This window comes from Vibrio taketomensis (assembly GCF_009938165.1).
Taxonomy (GTDB): domain Bacteria; phylum Pseudomonadota; class Gammaproteobacteria; order Enterobacterales; family Vibrionaceae; genus Vibrio; species Vibrio taketomensis.
Genome location: NZ_AP019650.1, coordinates 678,594 through 702,771 on the forward strand (window position 1 = coordinate 678,594; position 24,178 = coordinate 702,771).

Consider the following 24,178-nt stretch of genomic DNA (forward strand, 5'->3'; position numbering starts at 1 on the left):
GCATTTTCCGTAGTTTTGCAAAAAGCCGATTTGTGAATAGTCGTAAAGCGGCAAACGTGGTTATTACTGGCTTAGCGACACCAAGGTGAAATTCACCTTGGTAGTTATCCCAAACTTTATCCACAAGTTCTGTGGGTAACTGATTCACTTATCGTATACGATGTTATGTAAGTTCCTTATTTATAGGGATTAACATACGTTTTGTGTAACTGTACACAACTAAACCAAGTGTGCAAAAAGTTGCGATTGGGATTAAGATCCAAAGCGATAAATGAAGATTACTTTCTAGTTCAAAGCCGTAATGCATGATCAATGCAACAACAACTTCGGCACCGATCATTGCGATTATTCCGGCAACGAAAGCCATTACCCCAAACTCCGCCCAAATGGTATTCAACACTCGCTTTTTACTCGCCCCTAAAGTGCGATAGAGTTGAATTTCACTTTGGCGCTGCGACAAACTCAACCTCAAAGTGTGAAAATCAAAACTATACCCGCGATAACGCCAAGCGCTGCCAACAGAGTTAACGCCCAAACAATTTGCTTCACTAGTTGTTGGATTTTGGCTCCATATCACGAAGGTCCATCAAACTTACCGTAGGGTGTTGACGTGAGAGCTGTTGCAACAACTCATCATGCTGGTGTTCGACTCTAAAACTCACAAGATAGGTCGCTGGAATCTGCGACAACACATCAGGAGAAAATATAAAGTAGAAATTGGGCTTCATGTCTCTCCATTCGACAAACCTGATGGAGTCGACCTCAGCACTGACAGTTTGACCGTTTATAACAAATTCCAGTTGATCCCCAATCTTCAGGCCGAGATCTTCAGCGACTTCCTTTCTACGGAAACAGAACCATTACCCTGCCAATGCCCAGTAACCAATGAATTGTATGTTGGGATCGCTTCAGCAAAAGTGAAGTTAATTTCTCTTCGTAGTGCATCATTGCCATTGCCACCGTTGGCATACTCACTGGCCTGTTGTTGATTAATTTTGGCAAGACGGCCACGTATTATTGGATACGCGTCTGAGCGCTCAATCTCTTGCCCGTCGAGTAAATCTAAATAACTCTGTTTTTCATATGGTGCAATGTTTAAAGCAAAAGCGTTGGGCGCATCTGGGGGGAGCGTACGCTGCCAATCTGAAAGTAAATCCGTTCTCACCATCCACATTATCGCAAGTAACATCAACGATAATGACAACGCGCCAAATTGCACCCCGGTTGACAGTAGTGAACGATTAATCCGACTTAACGCTAGTTTGAAAGCGACTTTCAAAGGCAATTTCCCTAACGCTTTCGTCACCACAATGCTCAATATACCCAGTATCAAAAATAGCGTGACCATTCCTGCGAGTACGATCCAAACTAACACGTTATCTTTATAGACCCACAACATAGGAAAAATTGGAACGAATACTAACCACCATGAAGACTTGCTCGATTCTATCGACTGAGGTTGCATCACATTGGCCGCACTAATATTAAGCACATGTGAAAATGGGATTCCTAGTGCAGGGATTGCAATGAGGACGCTGGTCGTCAGCGCGATGATGAATGGCGCCACTCCATAACTTGGCAAAGGACTTGGAAGTAAATCGACGAGTGGTATTCGCAACAAAAATTCAAGTCCGATGCCAAATAGAAAACCAAACAGAGTCGCAATGACCAGTAAAATGCTGATTTGAATTGTTAACCAGCGAACTAACCAAACCTTGGTCGCACCCAAGCTCTTCAGCATCGCGATACTTTTTCGACGTGTCGTTACGTAATGCTGACACGTGAGGACTAGGGTTGTGGCGGCCATAATCACGACAATCGCGACGGTTAACGAGAGATATTGCTGAGAACGTTGGAACACCTCATTAGTGCGGCTTGCACTGTTTTCGTCACGCCAACGATCACTGGGTGTTAAATCAATGCCTTCTTTTATCGATCTTAAATCAGCATCAGAGCCATTAATAAACAGGTTGTATCGCACACGGCTTCCTAGTTGCACCGCTCCCGTTTTTTCAAGATCGGATGAATGGATATAAACCGAAGGCATTTGTTGAAATGGATTAAAACTCAATCCGGGTTCTTCCACCACTTTGCCGGATATCGTGAATTCAGCATCACCAACGGCGAGTTGGTCTCCAACGTTTACCTCTAATAAACTAAACAAGCGCTCATCTAACCACAGTTCTGACGGCGATACTTGTGTGTAATCCTCAGCCCCTGTGCTAATTCGCAACTCCCCTTGCAGTGGATATCGACTGTCTACGGCTTTCACCGTGATGAGTTTCATCGCGGAATCACTAAACGCCATGGTAGAAAAACGTACCAATTTCGAGTACTCGACGTCAGCATTCGCTATAAGTGAATCAAGTTCGGTCGGTATCGGGTTCGAAGAGCTAAAGACTGTGTCCGCGGTTAACGATTGTTTGCCCTGCTTTACGATGACCTGTTCAATTCGAGTCGTTAAAGCACTAAGCGCAAAAATGGATGCAATAATCAAAGTTAATGCAATTGAAACAGGCCAAAGTTGCCCATGTCGAATCTCGCTCAGACTCCAATTGAAAAGATACCGGTTTAAGTGTTTTGCGCTCAAAGTTTCCATGGCTAACACTCCAGTTTTCCGGCTTGCATCGTTATGACTCGGTCACATTTAGAAGCGAGTGACATATCATGGGTAACGAGCACTAATGTCGTACCATGGTCTCGATTTAGTTCGAACAGGAGATCGATAATTTTGCTCGCAGTCTTCTGGTCGAGGTTGCCAGTCGGCTCGTCAGCAAACAATATTTTGGGTTCAATCATAAACGCGCGAGCTAAAGCAACGCGTTGTTGTTCCCCGCCGGATAGCTGAGTGGGCGTATGGTGAATACGTTCTCCAAGTCCAACAGATTCAAGTAATTGCTGCGCGCGTTGTTTATTTTCTGGCTGACCTTTCAGCAAACATGGCAAGGTCACGTTATCAATAGATGACAAGCTTGGTATCAGCAAAAAGCTTTGAAAAACAAAACCGATTGATTGACTGCGAATGGCTGAACGTTGTTCATCACTAAGAGAAGAAATAGTTTGGCCTAGTAATTCGACATCACCACTGGTTGGAATATCGAGGCCTGCAAGTAATGTCATCAATGTAGACTTACCCGCGCCAGATGTACCAACAATCGCAACGGTTTCACCCTCAGAAATGTCTAAGTTAATGTCAGTGAGGATTGTTAAATTTTCTTGTTTGGTAGAAACTGTCTTTACTAAAGACGTTGCTTTTATCACGGATGTATTCATGTTTCGACTTCTTTCCCTACTGCTCACATTGATAGTGATTAACCCTGTCAGCGCGGCGACGCTGCTTGTCCTTGGTGATAGCCTTAGTGCAGGCTATCAAATGCCAATCGAAAAAGCTTGGCCTAGTTTATTACCAAATGTTATGGCAGAAAAAGGCAAACCGATATCTGTCGTCAATGGGAGTATTTCAGGCGATACGACAGGAAATGGCCTCGACCGTCTACCTCAATTACTGGAACAACACACTCCCGACTACGTGTTAATTGAACTCGGAGCAAATGATGGTTTGCGAGGGTTTCCACCACACATTATCGAATCAAATTTGACTGCGATTATTCAACAAGTAAAAGCATCTGACGCCCAACCTATCTTGATGCAAATCCACGTGCTACCGAATTATGGTAAACGTTACACTCAAATGTTCTCTGCTCTCTACGAAAAAGTATCAACTGAGCAATATATTCCGCTGCTGCCCTTTTTCCTCGAACCTATATTGAGGGATTATCCTCAATGGATGATGGAAGATGGGCTACATCCTAAGCCAACCGCACAGCCTTGGATCGCAGATTTTGTTTCTAAGCAGTTAATAAACCACCTCTAATTGCTACAGCTCAATAAAATTTACCGAACTTTACTATAACGTACGATGTTGAACGGTTGGTTTGGAGAACACAATGATAATTAAACCTGAAATCTCTGGCGTTGTCGCACGGACAGCGCACCCATTGGGTTGCGAACAAGCAATCCTTCAGCAGATTGAATACGTTAAAAATGCCCGGCCGATCAATAAAGGACCTAAACGCGTGCTGATCATTGGCGCCTCTTCCGGCTACGGTTTGGCGGCGCGAATTGCATTGACATTTGGCGGTGCGGACGCTGATACGATAGGCGTATCTTTTGAAAAAGGTCCAAGTGACAAAGGTATTGGCAGCGCTGGCTTTTATAACAACCTGTATTTTAAGAAGCATGCTGAGCAAGCAGGTCGAATCGCAATCAATATTCAAGCTGATGCGTTCTCCCCTGCAGCTAAAGAAGAAGTAATTGAAGCGGTCGAAACCTATTTTGAAGGTGAAGTCGACCTTATCATCTATAGCGTTGCCAGTGGATTTCGTCCCGATTATGCAACGGGTGAACGCTGGTATTCTGCAATCAAACCCATTGGTGAAACGGTTGAGGGGGCATATATATCCCTAGAAGATGATCAATGGCTACAAAGTATTATTGAGCCAGCATCAGAAGCCGAGGTCGCAGCAACGCTCAAGGTTATGGGCGGGGAAGATTGGGAAGCATGGGTTGATGCGTTGATCAATTCAGAATCGATAGCAGAGAATTGCCAGACGGTTGCGTTCTCGTATATTGGTCCAGAGTTAACACACGCACTTTATCTTGACGGTACATTAGGCAGAGCCAAGGTCGATCTTCATCAAACGAGCCATTCCTTGAATCTGAAAATGGCCAATTTTAACGGTGGCGCATACGCCGCGGTATGTAAGGCGTTGGTAACAAAAGCAAGTGTGTTTATTCCGGGCATTACTCCTTACATCATGGCACTTTACCAAGTCATGAAGCAGCAAGGTACGCACGAAAACTGTATTGAGCAAATGCAAAGATTGTTCACTACCAAGCTATACGATGTCGCTAAAGTGCCTGTAGACGGTGAACGCTTGGTACGAATGGACGATTTAGAGCTGAACCAAGACACTCAGGCAAAAGTCTCGCAGCTGGTTAATGCTATGAACGCGACGAACTTTACAGAGCTAGGTGATTACCGAGGGCTAAAACAGGAATTTTTACAACTGAACGGCTTTGGTTTCGACTCGATAGACTATGAGGCCGACGTAAATATTGAACAACTAATCAGAGAGTTAGAGCAACTTGATGATTAATTTGCGTATTTCTGTTCAATAACTATTCGTATTGCGTTGTTGGTAACAATCTCGGTTTCAGCAACGCACTACTCAAACTAAAAATGTTGTCTCTATCTTCAAATTTAACAATTCGCCCAACGCATTCCTTTTAAGTCTTGTGGATAAACTATCTCACAATTAAGAACTGCCATCAGTTCTATCATCAGCTAGCTCTATTCATCAAACTAGTTTGTTAAAGTTACGCCATATAAACAAACCATACCCTCTTCCATAGACGGTACAAAGAGCGTTTCATTTGTGTCTATATAACGCTATTCACGCCGAATCTGGCACCTTGAGCTTACTAGGTTATAAATAGCGACTACTATTAAAACTAAGAAAGGAGCGCTTTTTTGGCCTTCATCAAGAATTTTAGGCCATCTCGACAAAGGACTAGAGAGATGTCAAAAGTTAACACTCGCGAATTAATAATTCCGCAACAGATGAGTGAGAATTGGCAACGGATTGTAAATCTAATTGCTCAATTGATCCCTGTCTCTGCGGCACTTATTATGCGGGTGGACGACGCAAATATCAGTGTCTTTGCTGCCAACGACAATGTGGATAATCCGTATCACCGTGGCGACAGCGAACACCTCAACCAAGGCCTGTATTGTGAATTTGTGATTGAGCAACAGCAATCTTTGGCGGTGGAAAACGCGTTAACAGACAAGACATGGTCTAACAACCCTGATATAAAACTAGGGATGATTTCTTACTGTGGATTTCCAATCAATTGGCCCAACGGCATGCCTTTTGGAACCATTTGCGTGCTGGATACTGAACCTCGCAAACTGAATGAAACGGCAACTCAGTTACTCGAAAGTTACAAAGAATCCATTGAGGCGCAACTGGCGACTTTATACAGAAATCAACAACTTAAACAGTTAAACAAAGAGCTGAAGTCAAGGGTCAGCACGCGAACTCAAGATTTAGTTGAACTCAACTTTTCATTAAATCAGGAAATCGATAAGCGTCTCGCCGCGGAACAAAAAGTGCTTTATCACCAAAGACACGATTTGGGCACGGGTTTTCTCAATCGGAACTCCCTTGAAATTGAAGCATCTCGCGCGGTTGCCTTTAGTCGTGCAAACCCCTCGTATACGGTTGCAGCCATTCACATTGGATTTAGCAATGGCAAGCTCATTCAAAGCAAATACGGGTTCAGTGTCTGGGAAAGCATATTGGTTAATCTCAGGGATAAACTGGGGTGTCAAAGTACTATACATATCCAAACGGCGAGACCCACCTCAACAGAACTGGTTTTTCTTGCCGAATCCGACAATTTGCAACGTGACATCGACCAGTTTTGTCAGCACCTCATCGAAGTGAGCCATACCGAGTTCGATGTTGAAGGCGAATCTTTGCATTTACATAGTTATGTTGGTGTCGCAAGCAGTGCTGACGCTTCATCTGGAGAGCTACTTTTACAGCACGCCTCTGAAGCCATGCGATCTTGCAAAGATTCTGGGCACAAATTAATTCATTTTTCAAAAGCGATGGGCGTCGCATCAAAAAATCGGCATCACCTAGAAAGTTATCTACTTCAAGCCGTGAGAGTGACGACTTGTTGTTATATTTTCAACCGAAAGTGTCCCCGGCTCTCGCAACTGGACCGGAGCTGAAGCATTACTGCGCTGGCGTCATCCTGTTATGGGGGATATCTCCAACGAAACTCTGATTAAAATGGCTGAAAAGAACGGGCTAATTTTTGAAGTTGGCACTTTCGTTCTTCGTTCAGCGATCGCGAAAGCATCGGAATGGGCAGTGACATTGAAAGACTTCAAAGTCGCCGTGAATATATCTGCGGTGCAATTGAAGAATCCGCATTTTGCTGAACAAATCGAGGACCTTTTAACCGCTTATCAGTTGCCCGCTGAATATCTCGAGTTAGAAGTCACCGAGAGTACATTGATAGCGGATGAAACAATCGCACTCAACTCTTTACTGGCACTCCACCGAATCGGAGTGACGCTGTCACTCGACGATTTTGGTACGGGTTATTCCTCGTTCGATTATTTGAAAAAGTTTCCTTTTGACGCGATAAAAGTGGATAAAAGCTTCATCAAACAAATGGACACTAACGCTCACGATAAAACGATTGTACAATCCATTATCAAAATAGCGAAAAAGCTTGATTTAGCCATTACGGTAGAGGGTATAGAAAATCAAGAGCATGAAGACTTTATCATCAGCGAAGGTTGTGAATATGGACAAGGTTTCTACTATGGGAAACCCATGCCATGTGATGAATTCGAAATGTGCTTGATGAGTCGACACTACCCAAAATCAGCAAATCAAAGCTTTCAGTAGCTTAACGCTTTACTCTGATGCGCCTGATTTTTATAATCGCCGCCTTATTTCTCAGCCCTATGTGAGTTCACTATGGATCAATTGATCGCAACTCTTAAAAAAATCGAAAAACAGAACTATCGTGCCTATCAACAAATTAAGGGCAGTTTCGACTTTACCGATTTCACCCTGTTTATCGATTACGTTCAAGCCGACCCTTTTGCTTCGGCTTCGAGAGTGCGTGCATTCCGCCCTTGGTCTCTAACAGGGCTTGAGTGGTTAAAAGATCAATCCGCTGCATATCAAGTTGCCGCGCGTGATTTTATTGCACGTAAATTCGCTGAATTTGCCAAGCAAGAAACAAGCGTAAGTATCGCGCTTTCAGGACAAACGGTTCTCGATTCAACTTCAGTGATCTTTACCGAAGAAGGTATTGAATTGCGTTTTCGCGTTAACCTGCCTGCAGAAGGACGTTCAGCGCTTGGTAAAAAAGCGATTAATACCCTAACCTTCCATCTGCCAAAATTCATTCGTCGTGCCACCATTGAGCGCGAGATCGACCGTGCAGCGTTGGAATACCATTGCCAAATCATTGAAGATCAAGAGTGTCTACGCGAACAGCTAGAATCCAATAACCTAATTGCGTTTGTTGCCGACGGTTCAGTTCTTCCTCGTTTCGCGGGTAACTGCGATCTGCCGATGAAAGATGCAGTACCTTTCATCGCACCAGAAACACTAGCTGTTACTTTAAATACGCCTAACCAAGGTGACATTCGTGGTATGGGGGTTCCTAAAGGGATTACTTTGATCGTTGGCGGTGGCTTCCATGGTAAATCGACCCTGCTTACTGCTATTGAGCGTTCAATCTATAACCATATTCCAGGCGACGGTCGCGAACGTATTGTCACGAATCAAAACAGCATGAAAATTCGTGCTGAAGATGGTCGTTGCGTACATAATTTGAACCTGTCGAATTACATCAATCATTTACCTATGGGTAAAGATACCTCTGATTTTTCGACGCAAGATGCATCAGGCTCAACATCACAAGCAGCATGGTTACAAGAATCAATTGAAAGCGGTGCCGTTGGGTTACTGATTGACGAAGATACGTCTGCGACTAACTTTATGATTCGCGACGAGCGCATGCAAGCACTAGTGTCGAAGGGTGATGAGCCAATTACTCCACTCGTCGATCGCATTGGACAACTACGCGACGATCTCGATATCTCAACCATCGTTGTAATGGGTGGTTCTGGTGATTATCTCGACGTAGCCAACACTGTTATCCAAATGCATGATTACCAAGCGGTTGACGTAACAGAAAAAGCCCAACAGGTGATCGCGCAACACCCAACACAGCGTAATAATGAATGTGAAACTCCACTTGTCACTTTCAAACCTCGCAGCCTCAATCGAAACGCGCTGCAAACCATTTTAATGGATGGCAAGTTCCGCGTCTCTGCAAAAGGCACAGAATCACTACGATTCGGTAAAGAGTTCGCTGATATTTCAGCGCTTGAACAACTTGAGTCAGCGTCTGAAGTCAATGCCATTGGTTGGCTCTGGTTCCAACTGGCACAACTCCCTGGTTGGTCAGCAAATCCAGCAAAAGAAGTTGCACAGTTGCTAGATGGTGAATGGCACAAACAAATGCCAGCTCAAGGGGATCTCGCTAAACCACGTGTACTTGATGTTCTTGCTGCTTTAAACCGTATGAGAAAGTCTCAGTTTAAAGCTAACTAAGTGAAAAAGCGCCTGTTGGCGCTTTTTTTGAGGCTTTGAAACAGTTAAGATCTGAGTACGTGCCATGCTTCACATACCAACCTGAAGTGTTCAGAATTACCACTCTGCCGATCAGGATGCCATTTCAGAGCGAGTTTTCGCCAGCGGCGTCTAATATCTAAATCACTTGCCCTGTCATCTAATTCAAACACTCTTAACGCTTTAGAGCGTGTAACGTTACCTACTTTGAGCTTTTCACTACCAACAAAGTCTCGATAACGGGTCCAAAACTCATCCAACAAACGGCGTATTTCACCCTGCTCTGCCTCATAGTTTGACCATTGCGTGTAATATTCACGAAGCGGGCTATTGGTATCGATCATGAAGCTGGATTGTTTGTTTCGTATTGAAAGCAAAGCGATATTCATCGCTTCTACTCGCACAAAATAATCAGGATAAAGGGTTTCTTGCAGTTGAAACAACGCATTCATAATAAGAAAGTTTAGTTTGAAGAGATCTTTTTCCGTATTGCTATCAAAACAAGAAAGTAGCTGACGCTCCCTTAACTCAGTCGCAAGCGTATGTACCTTCCAACCGCTTGGATGTTTTTTCAATACTTCAAAGATCGGCCAGAGCAATGGATTTTCCATTTCATTGAGATTGGCAATATGGTGACCTTGCTCCATGCGTACCTTTATAAAATTGAAACGTTACTTCTAGTTTAGCTTACTCATTTTAGCTCGGAAGATTCAATCGAATTTAACTTTAGATTGAACTAGTCACACATATTGGCAAATTTCTTCTTCTCCTAATGCACAGGGCATACTTTGAGAAGGTTATCGAAAATTTGATTTAGATAGTCACAATAAAATATTGAACACTGTTTTATTGAAGGTTATGATTTCATCATGCTATTCATGAGATCAGTTATGACCATTATTAATCAGAAGCAAACATTGCGTTTGCTTACCGCTTTATATGCGCTAGTGTTTGCCTTTTCCGCCATTGAGCCGATTTCTCGCGCGGTATGGGTTGCGGAAATTGTTCCTGCCATTGGCATATTAGGTGTCGTTTGGTGGGTTTCAAAAAATTACCTGTTCTCTAAAACTGCCTATATCTTGATGTTCATTTGGCTTGTATTACACACTATTGGCTCAAAATATACGTTTGCTGAAGTTCCCTTTGATTGGTTCAATAATTTGATTGGTTCAGAAGAGCGTAATCAGTTTGATCGCGTCGCGCACTTTTCTATCGGTTTATACGCATATCCGATTGCAGAATACTTAATCAATAAACGACGCTTAACAGCGCCAATTGCAATGCTATTCGCGCTGTTTTCTATCATGTCTCTAGCCGCCGGATACGAGATCATTGAGTGGTGGTATGCAGCACTTGCTGGTGGAGATGAAGGTATTGCCTTCCTTGGATCTCAAGGCGATATTTGGGATGCACAAAAAGACATGCTGATGGACACACTCGGCGCTTTAAGCGCACTCGCTGTCATGACGTTTCAGCGACGAGTATTTTCATCCAACCATGTCAAATAGGGATTATGGCCCTCAACGAAAGGAACCTTAATCACTTGAGGTACATCGTAATCATGAAGACGAACAATAAGCTCTTTCAATTCACTGTAACAACGATTTGTCGTTTTGATGATCAATAAAAACTCGTTGCCGCAACAGACCTCTTGTTGCCATATATAGTGACTTTCGATCGGCATGGTTTGGATACACGCAGCCAATTCATTCCTGAGGATCGCATCAATAATGTGTTGTTTATTACTCACGCTGTTCGTTGTTGTCAGAACAAGACAGTACTTGGGTTCCATTTTCATCCAAATGTCACAATTTAATCACAGTTTTATTATACAACGAGAATTTACTGATTAATAAGTAGATAAAATGACATAAAATTTGTCGAATAGGCTGCAAACTCTAGTCATTTTCTAGGGTCTTACTCCAACGTATGAGTTAACTCTCATAGTTGAACAAAACAGTAATAAAGTTTAATCGAATTGCAGTCTTATGACTTAAACTACTTAATGCAATATAAGATAAACATTTACAAAACTAATTATTAACAGTTGCATTTATTTTTAGCTTTGCTTCTTGCTACAGGAGTCGCCATGAAAGAAAAATTACACTCTAATCACGAGATTGAACATTGCCCACTCTGTTATGGGGACGAATTTTTAATCTCAGATTCTGGCTCTATGTTGTGTGGTCAATGTGGTTCATTTTTTGAGAATGTCCACAAAGTCGTGGCCAGAGAATCATTCCGTCCCAAATCATTTAAATATGTGATGCACTCTTCTTCGATGATGGCGCACTAACCTTTTATTCGATATAACTTTCGAGTTGATGCAATTGGTCAATGGATCCAATCACTCCAGGGTACGACTGTTTATTTATTCCTTGTATATGAACAGTCCGAATCCCAGCTCTTACACCCGCTTCTAAGCCTTTCGGCGTATCGTCTATGTAAAGGCATTCTTCTGGCTTATATCCCATACTCATTGCACTATACAAAATAGAATCCGGCTCAGGTTTCCAACTGTTCGTTTCAAATGCCGAGAAGATTCTGCCAGAAAAATAAGAATCCAAATGAGTTAGTTGGAGAGCATGCTCAATTTTTTCTCTTGGTCCATTCGATACAACGCAATAATCAATCCCCTGCTTATCAAGAGCATCAAGCACCGTTTGTGCACCTGGCATTGGTTTTAATTCTGATTCAAATAGCTGATGCAATATCTCTCTATAACGTGGTTCCAACACATCCAAAGACAGATTTAATCCCAATCTATCCCTCGTGTCGGCCAGAATATCCGCTAATTTTCCACCTACGAAATGCTTCATTGCATCGTCTAGACAAAGTTCGGCACCAAAACTTTTGAAAACAGATGACAATGCTCGGCAGCACAATACCTCACTGTCAACTAACGTTCCTTCGCAATCAAAGATGACACATAGGGTTTTATTCATTTGAATAACCTCTAATACTTATTTTCTCTCGCTAAATATTAAAACCTATTTACATTTAAGACAGGCCAGAGTTAACAATTTCCTTTTTTGTTCTGAAATATTTTCAGTTTTGTGCGGTTGAAACAGTTTTGCCGACAAAAATCATAAGAGCATTATCGTGGCAATGTTCAATAGTGAAATTCTAGAATGTGGAACAAAAACCTCACGCAGTTGTGAGGTTCTTGGTTTGAGAGATTTAGTTTTCTATATAGAGCGTTTGCTTGGTGGCTAATCTGGCTGAATTGTCTGAAAAGGCTAATAGCGCTTTGATGAACTCTTCACGGCGCTCGGTCGTTTTCTCAGCAACATAAATATCCGACACCAATAAATCTTGCTCACTATCGGTAACAATGGCAGCTGCAACAGGCTCGTTATGTTCGAACGCCAGAAATAGCTCACATGGGTCTGAATAAATAATTTGAGTTAAAAACTCGATTATTAACTGCTGATCGCTCTCGTTTTGCCAGCGATTTGCTTGTAACAATGAAAACATCACGGTAAGCCGATGGAAATCCACTTTGTATATTTCGAGCGATGTTGGCTCACTGCTTAAGTATGATTGCAGCAGGGTGTTGTCGATAGATTGGTACGTAACACCATCAGCCCAGCGCTTGTAAATTTCTTTCCCTTGAAGACTTTCCTGAGTTGGGAACTCAACATCGACTTGTTGATATAGCCATTGATTCTTGATTGTCGCAATCTGAGGGATGCTTTGAGACATGTTTGAATAACCATCAATATATTTCTGTTGTGAGCTTAATCATGGTTAGCAATTAATACAAGCATTATAAGCCCTGATAGTCCGATGTTTTGTGTGATTATCGGTCATTCAAAACGTCAACCATTCATCATGACTCGAATTACCTCAAACAAATTCGCTACAACTCGTAACTTTTTGCTTCTGCGTATATGATGTACTTAAGTAACTCAATAAATTGTAATGGAAATCTACATGTTAAAACACGCATCGATCGTACTGCTGCTTTCCTCAGTTCTTATGGGCTGTTCAGATAATGAAGTGGGCGATGTCAGCCTCGGATTGTTTACGCTAAAAGACATCAAGATTGGGCATTTAGATGATGAGATTGTTACTGGTGTTACCTGCCATATTGCCTCAATTGAAGCGGATCTCAGTTTGTCTGATCCAAGCGATAGCTCGATTTCTTGCCGTCAAACCGGTGATATCACGCCAGAGATGATAGCAAAGATCGATAAAAGTAAATCTGGTGAAGTTGTTTTTAAACAGTCTAAAAGTATCTTCTTCAAAACCATGAAAGTTCGCCGCATCTATGATGCCGAAAACCAAACGTTACTTTATCTCTCATACACCACGAAAGAAACAGATGGTAGTTTCAAGCACAGTCTATCTACCGTGCCGCTGTGGGGTACAAAGGCTTACGTTGAACCGGCAGCAAAACAATAATAATCAAGGCTCAAGCGACCTCGTAGTACTTCGTGTAACGAAAATAACTTGAGTTTCATTCGGGAGGTTTGATTCCAGACCTCCCTACACACCTCAGCATTGGTTTTATTTTGTGCAAAACGTTTGCGCTAAGGCTCATATCCTGCGCATAAAAAGCCATCACATCGTATTAAATCCACCATTTTATGAAATTTTGATGAAAGAAATCTAGTATTAATGTGATATAGTACAGAAAATTTTCCGACACCCCCTTGATAATGAAATTTCCAGGCCAGCGCAAATCTAAGCACTATTTTCCAACTTCCGCTCGTGGTCCATTGATCAACCAAGCGAAGCAACCAGCAAAGCTGTATCGCCCGATTATTGTTGGTGTTGGACAGACCATCGTAGACATTGAAGCTCGTGTTGATGACGACTTTCTAGCTAAGTACGACCTAAGTAAAGGTCACTCACTTGTTCTAGAAGAGAGCAAAGCAGATGAATTGTACGTTGAGTTAGTTGAACGTGGCCTTATCACGCACCAATACCCTGGCGATACTATAGGCAACACACTTCATAACTACTCAGTGCTCGCTGACAGTAAATCTGTATTGCTAGGTGTTATGTCGCGTAACATTGAGGTTGGCTCTTTCGCTTACCGTTACCTATGTCGAACATCTGCACGTATGAACCTAAATCACCTGCAAATGGTGGAAGGTCCTATCGGCCGATGCTACACCCTTATCACGCAAGATGGTGAACGTACCTTTGCAATTAACGAAGGTCACATGAATCAGTTGCAACCAGAAAGCATCCCAGAAGATGTTTTTGATAAAGCGTCTGCACTGGTGGTTTCTTCTTACCTAATGCGCGGTAAACCAGAAGACCCAATGCCAAAAGCGGTTGCACGTGCGATTGAAATTGCAAAATCTAAGAACGTGCCGGTAGTGCTTACTCTAGGTACTAAATGGGTTATTGAAGGTAACGCTGAGTGGTGGCAGGAATACCTCAAAGAAAACATTACGATTGTTGCGATGAACGAAGAAGAAGGTCAGGCATTAACCGGCTTCAGTGATCCGCTACAAGCAGCAGACCGCGCTCTGGAATGGGTGGACCTCGTTCTATGTACTGCGGGTCCAAACGGTCTTTACATGGCGGGTTACAGTGATGTTGAAGCTCTGCGTGAAACAGACCACATGCTACAGCATGGCATCTTCCCTGAGTTTAATCGTTTTGAATTCAGCAGAGCAATGCGTAGAGCTGACTGTGTAACGCCGGAAAAAGTCTATTCTCATATCGGTCCGTACTTAGGTGGTCCGATTGAAATCAAGAACACAAATGGCGCTGGCGATGCAGCACTATCGGCATTGCTACATGACATCGCAGCAAATAGCTTCCATGTTGTAACCGTGCCAGGTTCTTTGAAACATGACCGCAGTTACCTAACATACTCTTCTCTTTCACAGATTTGTAAGTATGCAAACCGCGTGAGTTACGAAGTTTTAACCCAACACTCTCCTCGCCTATCTAGTTCTCTACCAGAACGCGAAGATAGCTTAGAAGAAGCGTATTGGGATCGCTAAAAAGAAAGGCCGCGTAACGCGGCCTTTCTTTTATTCGTCGTTTGGTACTGATTATTCTAACAACTCATTGATTATGGTCTTTGAGGATAGTCCATTCGATTATGATTACCAGAGCAAATGTACGTTTCCCTAAACTAACCTGTTCAATAGAACTCAGGCAAACAAGAACCTAACAAGCCTCAGATCGTTATCGCATCTGAGACTTGATAGTACTTTTGAAAGTTATAGATTTGGATCGACGACTAGTAGAGCAAGTTGTTCACTCAGTGTGCCGGTTAATTGATCTGCAACATTCTCTAACTGAATAAGCTGTGACTTGCCATCTCGGGTAATCGTTAAAGTGACGTCATTGTCTTTTACTTCTGCTGTAACGTCAGACAACAAGTCTTCAATGGTCTCTGTCGGCTTAAGGAGATCGCTCAAGTCTAGAAGATCCTCCCCAACTTTGAAGTCTTTGATGACATCGAGTCCCCCATCAACAATATCTGAGATTTCCCAATTAAATAAGTCATCTCCATCCAATCCATATAAAATGTCATTTGCGGGCTCAGCATCGAGTATATCATCACCCACACTACCGTATTGAATACCTGATCCTTCAGGAAGCACGGTAATATCAACAGGACTAGATTTTAGTTCGATGTTGTCCTCTCCAAGCACAACAACGTCGAATGTATAATTGCCTGGTTCACTCACGTTCACCGACAGATTAGACAAATCGCCGCCATAACTACTCACATCGATATAGCCATTACCATCCGGTGTCAATTCGTCACCACCTAATCTGAATATGGTATCGTCAGGCAACTCATCAACTAACAGCTTCACTTTATAATCAGAGAGATTAAGCGCATCACTCCCTAATGAAACATGAATATTATTGAGTGGGAAATACCCGTCTTCGTACCCAACGTTATTTAATGTCTCAAGCTTAATGTTATCGAGCAATGCGCCATAACTATCCGCATGCGATGATTCAAATACTACCCGGTAATCGCCATTATCTGGCGTTTGAAAATAAACGGTTTCAGAGGTCCACTCTTTGCTCTGATCATACGTGTAGAGGAGCTCGTTTGTACTTCCGTCAGCAGCCACGAGGAATATAGCCATTGGAGAATGACGATGCCCACGTCTAGCAACATCAAACATTAATGTGAAGAACTGACCTTCTTTTGCTCCATTCAACTCAGTATAAAACTGGTTATCACCTCGGCGAGCTTCGAGTTCAAACACTTGGTTGTGTTTATCATCGGCATGTTTACCGCGATAGATAGGCTCTCTACCGACCTCTATAATGTCATTTTTGTTATCTGTTCCCCATATGCCTTCTGCACCATCTTGAATCCCAGGCTCAGTGTTTGCGTCATTTAGCACATCTGAATCGAGATATTTCCAGCGCTTACCTACATCGATAGAGTCGAAGTCGTGGAAAGCAATGACTGTATCAGAGTCTTGGGTGATGATCACATCGGCGATGACACCGCTAGAACTTTGACTACCGACTTGTAAGGTAAAATCTTCTAAGTTGTCGTCAATATTATCGATGACCGTTGGTATTAACACTGAAAACTCACTCACGCCAACCGGTACCTGCAGCTTACCTGTTACTGGATCATACGTTACACCATGCGTGAATTGTGCATTTGCGAGGTCTACGTCATCACTGCCAGCACTATCAGTCGGCAGCCCCAAATGCGCATCAAATTCAGTAGCTGATAGCACTCCATCAGTAAGCAAAACTGTGAATACTAACTGTTCACCTTCCAATACGGTATCTTCAACTAAGCTGACGCTTTCGACTAACACCGGTTGCTGTACAGGATTGACGATAATGTTGACCGTCGCTTCAGAAAAGCCACCGTCATCATCCGTTATCTGGTAATCAAACGTTGTAGGTCCGGAGAAGTTGTCATCCAATGCCACATAAACAATGCCATTCTCGACATAGATATCTGCATTGTTTGCTTCTGTAATATGAGTGAAACGGATATGGTCACTATCTGGGTCAAAATCATTGGTTAACAATTCTTCGATTGGAATGGCGAATACTTCGCCTTGATTCGCAGCGTAAGCGCCCGGTCCCGAAGCTTCAAAACCCGTCAAGAAGTAATCTGATGAGTCCGAGCCTCGTGCTGGTTCAATCACAAAGTCAACGGCCTCGAATACAACTCGGTCAAATGCTACACCGCCAAGGTCATCTTCGTTGAACGAATAGAAGCCTTTGTTGCTGCCTTCGTTCGCGATAAACATGCCACTGGCAACCGCATTGTTACCAAGGTAAGCTACCCATTTACCTTGCTCATGATTGCCTGGACCACCCTCATTTTTAAATAAATTAGAGACGGTGAAACTAAATGAGGTTGCTGGTTTTTCTAAGTTAAAAGTGAATTGCTCTGAAAGGCCTTCCTCTCGGTTGTATTGTATTTGTGCTGCTGGACCTCCGTTTTCATCGCCAGAGACACCTCGCTTAAGCCCATCACCTGAAATGTTCTGAGTTTGGCCATCATAAGAAGCCTCGATTTCTCCTGCGGCAAATTCCCAAACGTCATTGTTAAAGGTGCCGTAAGAGACACTGAATCCCATTGGGTCATCGAGAGCAACGGGCGGCGTATTAGCGCCATCATCTATTGTTACCGTGCTTTCTTCACTGAAATTTCCATCACTATCGATTGCGCGATAATCAAACGAATCATCTGGCGTATCCGTTTCTAAGTATCTAAGCTCCCAGTTACCTGGTCCGATCGTCGACACTTCTACCTGTGTAATAACTGCCCCTTCGTTTCCATCTGGCACTGCAATACTTATTTCTCTAAACAGATCTTGATTGCCGGAGGTTTGCTTCATGACAGTTTGTTCGATCACGGTTCCGTCATCGAGTGTGACTCGGATTAAAACCTGAGTTTCGCGGCTGTGACCTTCTTCAAACCAGCCCCCCATGCCATCTAAGCCAAGCGTCACGTTTTCTGCGGGTCGCTGCGAAAGATCGATGATGATAGATTCATTTTGCTGAATACCGTCACCACCACCGACGCCTAAACCGTAACCAATGTGATTTTTATCAGCATAATATTGCGTTGGTACACCACCAATCGTAGTAATAAATATCTGGTCAACGATGTTATCTTCATCGTCGGTAAATGTGAGAACTCGCGTGTTTGGATCGTCCGTTGGCTCGCCCCAATTGAGGAACGAAGTGACACTCTCGTCACCATCTAAACCATCCGGAGCCTCTTTCACTCCTAGGATAAAGCCCGTAGATTGATCATCGTTTTGGTATGAAAATTTGGTCGGGTCGAAAGACAACACATCACCGATCGGTTCGCCACTTTCGTCAAACAGAGTCAACATGTCCTCTGTAACAGGTTCGCCATCATAGAGAAGCGTTCCTGAGTCAGGTAATCGCGTGATGACAATATTAACCTGATCACCAGACAAATCGTCTTCAATATCGGAAATTTGATCGGCGATGCCTGATGGATCATCGAACAATATCGATGAAAAGCCTTCATCGTTTAGTTGAATAGAGAAGTCTCTAGACGTTGGCGGTGTGTCTGTACCTCCTCCTGAACCCCCTCCGTTACCGCCAGATCCACCACCATCAGATCCCCCGTTGGAATCGTCATTAGAACTAAGCAGCGTTGTTGAAGGTAAGAATAGAAATCTAAACTGTTCCAATAGAGATATACTCTGCGTTTCTGAGAGACCAATCCCTTCCAAGCCACGTGTCTCAAACAACGTTTGAGCAATGGTCTCATCACCTATTCGAGAGACTGTATCAAGCACAGTTCCGCTTGAGCTGTCTTCTGAACCTGCAGCAGGATCAGTTTCTTCTGAAACTTGAGTGGGATCCTGACCTTCCTCGATAGCAGAAACGATTTGTTGAATATCTTGAGTAACGTCATCACCTTGACCGTTATCATCGATCAGAGTGGCTTGCACCGCACGCTCATCGGAAGCTGAGGAGTTAGTTTGTAAAACAAGTTCACCAGCGGTAGGTTGCTCTCCTGGGTTTATGATGCGAGCATTCCCCTCTGCATCAATCACTAAAGATTGTCCACTTGCAAGATTTGCCATTAAGGCATTCAATCCAAATTCCATAAAACCACCTACTTGCTTGATGTCATCTTACCCAGCACTTAACCAAAATGAAGTTATTTACAGTTTTCTTATTTAACATTAGTTGTGAATGAAGCACTGTGTGCGACTTTGGCGTGTCATTCTCAATATTGAAACAACTGTATTAGCAGAGCCTTCATCTAAGGCAACTCCCTCAGATAAATTTTATCTTGTTTGTTAATCGCAAAAGACGAGATAATATTTTCAATAACAGGCTCCTTTAAACCGTGTTTTGGAGTAAGATTTTAAACCTTTCTTCGGTTTATATTTATTTCCTATTTATGCATAACGCCCAACTCAAATTCACCTTATATGGCTGCTTAGCGATTTTCTTTTGAGTTGTTTACTAGCAAGTGCTCGAATCGTTACTGAGCATTTTGGCGCGGTTGGAGGAAGTGCTCTGCTTTACTCCTTAGCGTCAGTATTTTTGATTTTCACCGTGGGGATACCGAAACCAACGTTGTTCAGCATACGTTACCTAGTGTTTGGTGGAGCACTGTTCGTCTGCTATGAAATATTCCTTGCACTCGCGTTGGGCTACTCTCATAACCGAGCGCAAGCTATTGAAGTTTCGATTGTCAATTATTTATGGCCCGCTCTGACTGTGTTGTTCGCAGTTCTGACCAGCAACAAACGACCAAATTGGCTGCTTTATCCAGCAGTTTTGGTCTCATTTGCGGGTGTTGCGATAACAGTAAGTGGTAATGAAGGTGTGTCGTTGGCATTACTGATAAATAACGTCAGTAGTAACCCATTGGTTTATTTCATGGCATTTACCGGTGCGATTTTATGGGCGTTATACTGTAACGTCACACGTAAACAAAAGTCCAAGCACAACGCGATTACATTGTTTTTTATTGCAACGTCGGTTGTGCTTTGGATCAAATACGCGCTTTCTAACGAACCTGCGCTAACCTTCAGTTGGGATGGGACTCAATCACTCTTTATCGCTGCGAGCTTAATGGCTGGTGGATATGGGCTTTGGAATATCGCGATTATTGGCGGCAATATGGTCTTTCTCGCGACACTTTCGTATTTTACCCCAGTTTTTTCAGCTTTATTCTCATCACTCATTTTAGGCGTCACGTTAAGTCACAGCTTTTGGCAAGGGGTCGCCATGGTCACTATTGGCTCTCTTGTGTCTTGGTACATCACCAAGGAGAAGCGACCAAGAAACCAGCCTGATGCTGATCAATCGCATCCAGTGGCCTAGCAACCACCACCATCGCAAGCTGATTTCACTCAAATCGGAAACATCACCTTTCTACTGGCACTCGAGTGTACTCTTTACTATTAATTAGTTAATTAATATAACTTTAAGGGCGGCCAGTTGAACAAGAATGGACAGAATAACGAGTCAAACTTAGCCATCAAGAACCCACTTTGGGCGCCTTCAAGATCACGCGTTGAAAACAGTCATATGTATAAATTTATTAAGACGGTCAACCGCGACGAATCTTCTGTCACTTTGAATGGCTACGAACAATTACATCATTGGTCGGTGAGTTACCCTGACAAGTTTTGGCAACATGTTTGGCACTATTGCGATATAAAAGGTGATGTTCAACAACCAATGTTTGCCTCAGGTGATTCAAAATGGGAAGAGTATCAGCACGCGCGCGATACTGTCTGGTTTCCAAATACAACGCTTAATTATGCTGAAAATCTACTTAAGCATTTCCACCAGCATCCCACTCAAAAAGCTCTGATTTGTTATAACGAAAACGGTCACTCAGCAACAATGACCGGGCAAGAACTCATAGAACAAGTCTCTCGCGTACAACAATGGTTATTAGAGATAGGTATTCAGCCGGGCGACGTTGTTGCTGGCTATCTTCCTTATATTCCACAAGCGGTAGTGGCCATGATCGCAGCAACGAGTCTGGGTGCCGTTTGGACATCAACATCACCCGATTTTGGTGCCCAGAGTGTTTTAGAGCGATTCAACCAATCAAAACCTAAAGTCCTGTTCTGTTGTCAGCATTATAACTTTGGTGGCAAATACTTTGACATAAGGGGAAAAGTTCAAGCCATCATCAATCATCTTGGTAGTGAAACGCGAGTATGCTGGGTTGACCCAACGATTGAAACGGAAAACACGACGAATACCACTTGGAAGACAATTCAAAACAACTTCAAGCCAAACTCCATTCACTTCACCCCTGTTGCCTTTAATGATCCTCTGTTCATTTTGTATTCTTCCGGCACGACTGGTCAACCCAAGTGCATCGTCCATTCAGTCGGTGGAACACTCCTCAATCATAGCAAAGAACATATGTTACACTGTGACATAAAAATCGCCGATCGCGTTTTTTACTACACGACATGTGGTTGGATGATGTGGAATTGGCATGTGACTGCGCTCGCCAGTGGCGCAACGTTAGTTATATACGATGGCAACCCACTATACCCAGATAGTGCTACTCTTTGGAACATCGCCGAAGACTGTCACGTTACTTTGTTTGGCACCTCCGCCAAATACCTTCAGATACTGGATTACGACAACTATCATCCGAGCTTGCACCATAATCTGAGCTCACTACAAACCCTTTGCTCCACCGGATCAGTGCTTTATCCTGAGCAATTTGATTACGTTTACCATTCCATTAAAGCTGATCTCCATTTGGCTTCAATATCTGGCGGTACTGATATCTGTGGCTGTTTTGTAATTGGAAACCCTATCTCTCCTGTCTATCGTGGTGAATGTCAATCTCCAGCTTTGGGGGTGGATGCAAAAATACTCGATGGCGAAGGCGCATTATTAGAACAAAAGAGGTGAACTCACCTGCCACAATTCGCTTCCAAACTACCCCCTAGGATTTCTGAATGATGATGGCGAGCGTTACCACAATGCCTATTGGAACACGTACAAGGGTGTATGGCACCACGGTGATGATGTCATGCAAACTGAGCACAAGGGTTTTATCTTTTTTGGTCGTAGCGATGCAACAATCAATCCTGACGGCGTGCGAATTGGTACTGCTGAGATTTATCGCCAAGTAAACAGCTTAGAAGGGATCGACGATTCTATTGCCGTCGGGAAAATGGAAGACAACAGTGAATCTGTATGGCTCATGGTAAAGCTTACAAAGGGAACATCGCTAACAACTAGCTTAATCACAGCCATTCAACAAACACTCAAATTAAACTGTTCACCCAAACATGTACCTAAACGCATCATAGCAATCAGTGATACACCAAAAACGCGTTCGGGTAAGTTAGTCGAATTAGCAGTGAAGAATGTGGTTAACGGTGAAGAAGTAAAAAATATTGGTGCGATCGCCAACCCTGAAATTCTTGAAGAAATTAGGTTAGCTATACTCAACTAAAAATGGCCCAACAATATATTGTCGAGCCATTTATTGATATCGCGAAAGAACTTTCAAATCACTTAAGCGTAACCACTTTTCCTGTGAGTGCAACCCCGCGACAAAGGTACCTGCACCACATTGGAACGTTGATTCACTCGAGGTCAGGTTATTTTGTAGTTTGACTTTATGTCAACTACAGCATTGGCACCTTCGCGCATAGCTCGGTCTTGCAATGCAATCATGGCCGATAGAAAACCCATTCACAAGCCTGCTTGTCGGACTTATTAAACGCGTTAGTCTTTTATTGGTCTTAAATTCACCGAAATCACGGGCCACTTTGCCATGTTTCTGCTCCCAAAATAGAACTTCACGCTTCCACCTAATTTCGCTTTTGCGTCCGGCGTGCTGAGAGCTTCGTTGATATTATAAGCGCCGATATCATCTCGCGCATAAAGAGGGGCTGATAACACACTCGCTATCAATGCGACTAGAGCTAAAATTTTTGTTCACAAGCTCAGCCTCTTATTGTGATGCCATTAGCATTTGCTTTTGAATATCGCCGTTGAAGTTTTTAACCCAACCATTATATTTGCGGTGGATAGTGCCATCTGGTTGGTATTTCATATTTTCACTATCGCGGTACGTAATATCGTAACTATCTTTATGAACCGTGATAAATACTGAGACATAATGACTGCGTACCCAAATGTCGGCGATGAGCTTTCCTGCTTCCTCTGCAGATTTTACTACCCAGCCTCGCTTTGCCCCTGCTTGGATAAACACTTTCTTGGCATTATCGAACGTCATTTCTGCGTGCATTGGCTGTCCCATAACAGGCAGTGCTTTCGAGGCGTGTGCCAGTGGTGCGAATCCCAAAAGGCGATCAGCAAAACCTTTATCATATTGACCATTCTCATTATTTTCTCCTTAAACTTTCAGATTGGTTTTGATAAATGTTGTTAACTATCTTGGTAAAGTCTTGTTTATCCATCAGTTTCGGTTGACCCATGTAGCCATAACTCTGCAGAAGTGAAATCAATTTCCAAGGTGCCGTTGTTTCATCACCGACGATTTCTGCGTGCCCAGCTCTTATAATGACCAATTCAGCATTCGCTTGAAGCTCAACCAAGTCATTGGTTTGCTCTGCTAAAGAAAGACATAGTCATCCTCTGCACAATTCCCTGACGCGTAAGCTTTCTACAAGTTTGAGATTCGTCAGTCTTGATTATCAGGTGTGTTTTAACCGTTGCTAATAGATTTCCTGGCTCAACGATGAAGTCAGCCTGAGCCGGAATATCAAGGTATTTAGCGCCAGTCACCAAAAAGCAAATGCCATCAACTATGCCCAACGTTGCAATTCTTAACCAACCTATTCCACAATGAGAAGCAGCGTCAATTCCACTAAAGGGGCCGAGATAGTCACTAAATCAACGTTTCGAGATTCCACTTTTTATTATCAGTGTGGTAATCACTCAAAGCTCGACGAGCGATTAAACCTCCTTGACTATGTCCAATGACCGTTATGGATTGTTCATTCATCAATTGC

At 43.1% G+C, this 24,178-nt stretch carries 15 protein-coding genes and 3 pseudogenes; 9 read left to right on the forward strand and 9 right to left on the reverse strand.

The window, feature by feature from the left end:
- Positions 1-163 precede the first annotated feature (163 nt).
- A pseudogene (locus tag Vt282_RS16760) lies at positions 164-2,599 on the reverse strand (ABC transporter permease).
- A gap of 2 nt (positions 2,600-2,601) precedes the next feature.
- Positions 2,602-3,273: an ABC transporter ATP-binding protein gene (locus Vt282_RS16765; RefSeq protein ID WP_162064122.1), complete on the reverse strand. Its 672-nt coding sequence runs from the start codon at positions 3,271-3,273 to the stop codon at positions 2,602-2,604.
- Here Vt282_RS16765 and Vt282_RS16770 point away from each other — a divergent pair.
- The 4 genes and pseudogenes from Vt282_RS16770 to Vt282_RS16785 all read left to right on the forward strand — a co-directional run bounded on the left by Vt282_RS16770 (position 3,272) and on the right by Vt282_RS16785 (position 9,218).
- Positions 3,272-3,874 carry an arylesterase gene (locus Vt282_RS16770; RefSeq protein ID WP_162048159.1) on the forward strand — a complete coding sequence of 201 codons (603 nt, stop codon included), beginning with the start codon at positions 3,272-3,274 and terminating at the stop codon, positions 3,872-3,874. The genes Vt282_RS16765 and Vt282_RS16770 overlap by 2 nt on opposite strands.
- A gap of 73 nt (positions 3,875-3,947) precedes the next feature.
- Complete coding sequence (gene fabV / locus Vt282_RS16775) at positions 3,948-5,159, forward strand: enoyl-ACP reductase FabV (protein ID WP_162064123.1); 1,212 nt, start codon at positions 3,948-3,950, stop codon at positions 5,157-5,159.
- Positions 5,160-5,581: 422 nt separating this feature from the next.
- Positions 5,582-7,493, forward strand: a pseudogene (locus Vt282_RS16780) (sensor domain-containing phosphodiesterase).
- 72 nt (positions 7,494-7,565) lie between these two features.
- Positions 7,566-9,218, forward strand: coding sequence for an ABC-ATPase domain-containing protein (locus Vt282_RS16785; RefSeq protein WP_162064124.1), 1,653 nt, complete (start codon positions 7,566-7,568; stop codon positions 9,216-9,218).
- A gap of 44 nt (positions 9,219-9,262) precedes the next feature.
- Here Vt282_RS16785 and Vt282_RS16790 read toward each other — a convergent pair whose 3' ends face one another.
- Positions 9,263-9,883 (reverse strand): DNA-J related domain-containing protein, encoded by a 621-nt coding sequence (locus Vt282_RS16790; RefSeq protein WP_162064125.1) that lies wholly within the window; start codon positions 9,881-9,883, stop codon positions 9,263-9,265.
- 243 nt (positions 9,884-10,126) lie between these two features.
- Between Vt282_RS16790 and Vt282_RS16795 the strand changes: the two genes are divergently transcribed.
- Positions 10,127-10,744: a DUF2238 domain-containing protein gene (locus Vt282_RS16795; RefSeq protein ID WP_162064126.1), complete on the forward strand. Its 618-nt coding sequence runs from the start codon at positions 10,127-10,129 to the stop codon at positions 10,742-10,744.
- Here Vt282_RS16795 and cutA read toward each other — a convergent pair.
- From cutA to Vt282_RS16810, 3 genes are all read right to left on the reverse strand, one after another.
- The gene (gene cutA, locus Vt282_RS16800; RefSeq protein WP_162064549.1) at positions 10,708-11,028 is read right to left on the reverse strand and encodes a divalent-cation tolerance protein CutA; all 321 of its coding nucleotides are present in this window, start codon (positions 11,026-11,028) and stop codon (positions 10,708-10,710) included. The two genes, Vt282_RS16795 and cutA, sit on opposite strands and share 37 nt — an antisense overlap.
- Before the next feature lie 508 nt (positions 11,029-11,536).
- Positions 11,537-12,181, reverse strand: a complete 645-nt coding sequence (locus Vt282_RS16805; protein ID WP_162064127.1) for an HAD-IA family hydrolase — start codon at positions 12,179-12,181, stop codon at positions 11,537-11,539.
- 235 nt (positions 12,182-12,416) lie between these two features.
- Positions 12,417-12,941 (reverse strand): flavodoxin, encoded by a 525-nt coding sequence (locus tag Vt282_RS16810; RefSeq protein WP_162064128.1) that lies wholly within the window; start codon positions 12,939-12,941, stop codon positions 12,417-12,419.
- Between the two features lie 231 nt (positions 12,942-13,172).
- On the opposite strand from Vt282_RS16810, the gene Vt282_RS16815 reads away from it, so the two are divergent.
- On the forward strand, positions 13,173-13,643 hold the full coding sequence (locus tag Vt282_RS16815) for a CreA family protein (protein WP_162048165.1): 471 nt from the start codon (positions 13,173-13,175) through the stop codon (positions 13,641-13,643).
- 257 nt (positions 13,644-13,900) lie between these two features.
- Positions 13,901-15,205 carry an inosine/guanosine kinase gene (locus Vt282_RS16820; protein WP_162064129.1) on the forward strand — a complete coding sequence of 435 codons (1,305 nt, stop codon included), beginning with the start codon at positions 13,901-13,903 and terminating at the stop codon, positions 15,203-15,205.
- 222 nt (positions 15,206-15,427) lie between these two features.
- Here the strand turns inward: Vt282_RS16820 and Vt282_RS16825 are convergent, their stop codons facing one another.
- A complete protein-coding gene (locus tag Vt282_RS16825; RefSeq protein ID WP_162064130.1) occupies positions 15,428-19,303 on the reverse strand; it encodes an Ig-like domain-containing protein in 3,876 nt (1,291 codons plus the stop codon).
- Between the two features lie 379 nt (positions 19,304-19,682).
- On the opposite strand from Vt282_RS16825, the gene yddG reads away from it, so the two are divergent.
- Together yddG and Vt282_RS16835 are read left to right on the forward strand one after the other, a co-directional pair.
- Positions 19,683-20,534, forward strand: coding sequence for an aromatic amino acid DMT transporter YddG (gene yddG / locus Vt282_RS16830; RefSeq protein WP_232055293.1), 852 nt, complete (start codon positions 19,683-19,685; stop codon positions 20,532-20,534).
- A gap of 207 nt (positions 20,535-20,741) precedes the next feature.
- Positions 20,742-22,650 (forward strand): annotated as a pseudogene (locus tag Vt282_RS16835) (acetoacetate--CoA ligase).
- A gap of 504 nt (positions 22,651-23,154) precedes the next feature.
- Here the strand turns inward: Vt282_RS16835 and Vt282_RS16840 are convergent.
- Both Vt282_RS16840 and Vt282_RS21795 read right to left on the reverse strand, forming a co-directional pair.
- Complete coding sequence (locus tag Vt282_RS16840) at positions 23,155-23,508, reverse strand: hypothetical protein (protein WP_162064132.1); 354 nt, start codon at positions 23,506-23,508, stop codon at positions 23,155-23,157.
- 546 nt (positions 23,509-24,054) lie between these two features.
- A complete protein-coding gene (locus tag Vt282_RS21795) occupies positions 24,055-24,171 on the reverse strand; it encodes an alpha/beta hydrolase (protein WP_415663451.1) in 117 nt (38 codons plus the stop codon).
- Positions 24,172-24,178: the final 7 nt, after the last annotated feature.

Excerpts from the sequence above, each read along its gene's own strand:
- Vt282_RS16770 (WP_162048159.1), top strand. The coding sequence starts at position 3,272 with ATGTTTCGACTTCTTTCCCTACTGCTCACATTGATAGTGATTAACCCT.
- Vt282_RS16765 (WP_162064122.1), bottom strand. The coding sequence starts at position 3,273 with ATGAATACATCCGTGATAAAAGCAACGTCTTTAGTAAAGACAGTTTCT.
- fabV (WP_162064123.1), top strand. The coding sequence starts at position 3,948 with ATGATAATTAAACCTGAAATCTCTGGCGTTGTCGCACGGACAGCGCAC.
- Vt282_RS16785 (WP_162064124.1), top strand. The coding sequence starts at position 7,566 with ATGGATCAATTGATCGCAACTCTTAAAAAAATCGAAAAACAGAACTAT.
- Vt282_RS16790 (WP_162064125.1), bottom strand. The coding sequence starts at position 9,883 with ATGGAGCAAGGTCACCATATTGCCAATCTCAATGAAATGGAAAATCCA.
- Vt282_RS16795 (WP_162064126.1), top strand. The coding sequence starts at position 10,127 with ATGACCATTATTAATCAGAAGCAAACATTGCGTTTGCTTACCGCTTTA.
- cutA (WP_162064549.1), bottom strand. The coding sequence starts at position 11,028 with ATGGAACCCAAGTACTGTCTTGTTCTGACAACAACGAACAGCGTGAGT.
- Vt282_RS16805 (WP_162064127.1), bottom strand. The coding sequence starts at position 12,181 with ATGAATAAAACCCTATGTGTCATCTTTGATTGCGAAGGAACGTTAGTT.
- Vt282_RS16810 (WP_162064128.1), bottom strand. The coding sequence starts at position 12,941 with ATGTCTCAAAGCATCCCTCAGATTGCGACAATCAAGAATCAATGGCTA.
- Vt282_RS16815 (WP_162048165.1), top strand. The coding sequence starts at position 13,173 with ATGTTAAAACACGCATCGATCGTACTGCTGCTTTCCTCAGTTCTTATG.
- Vt282_RS16820 (WP_162064129.1), top strand. The coding sequence starts at position 13,901 with ATGAAATTTCCAGGCCAGCGCAAATCTAAGCACTATTTTCCAACTTCC.
- Vt282_RS16825 (WP_162064130.1), bottom strand. The coding sequence starts at position 19,303 with ATGGAATTTGGATTGAATGCCTTAATGGCAAATCTTGCAAGTGGACAA.
- Vt282_RS21795 (WP_415663451.1), bottom strand. The coding sequence starts at position 24,171 with ATGAATGAACAATCCATAACGGTCATTGGACATAGTCAAGGAGGTTTA.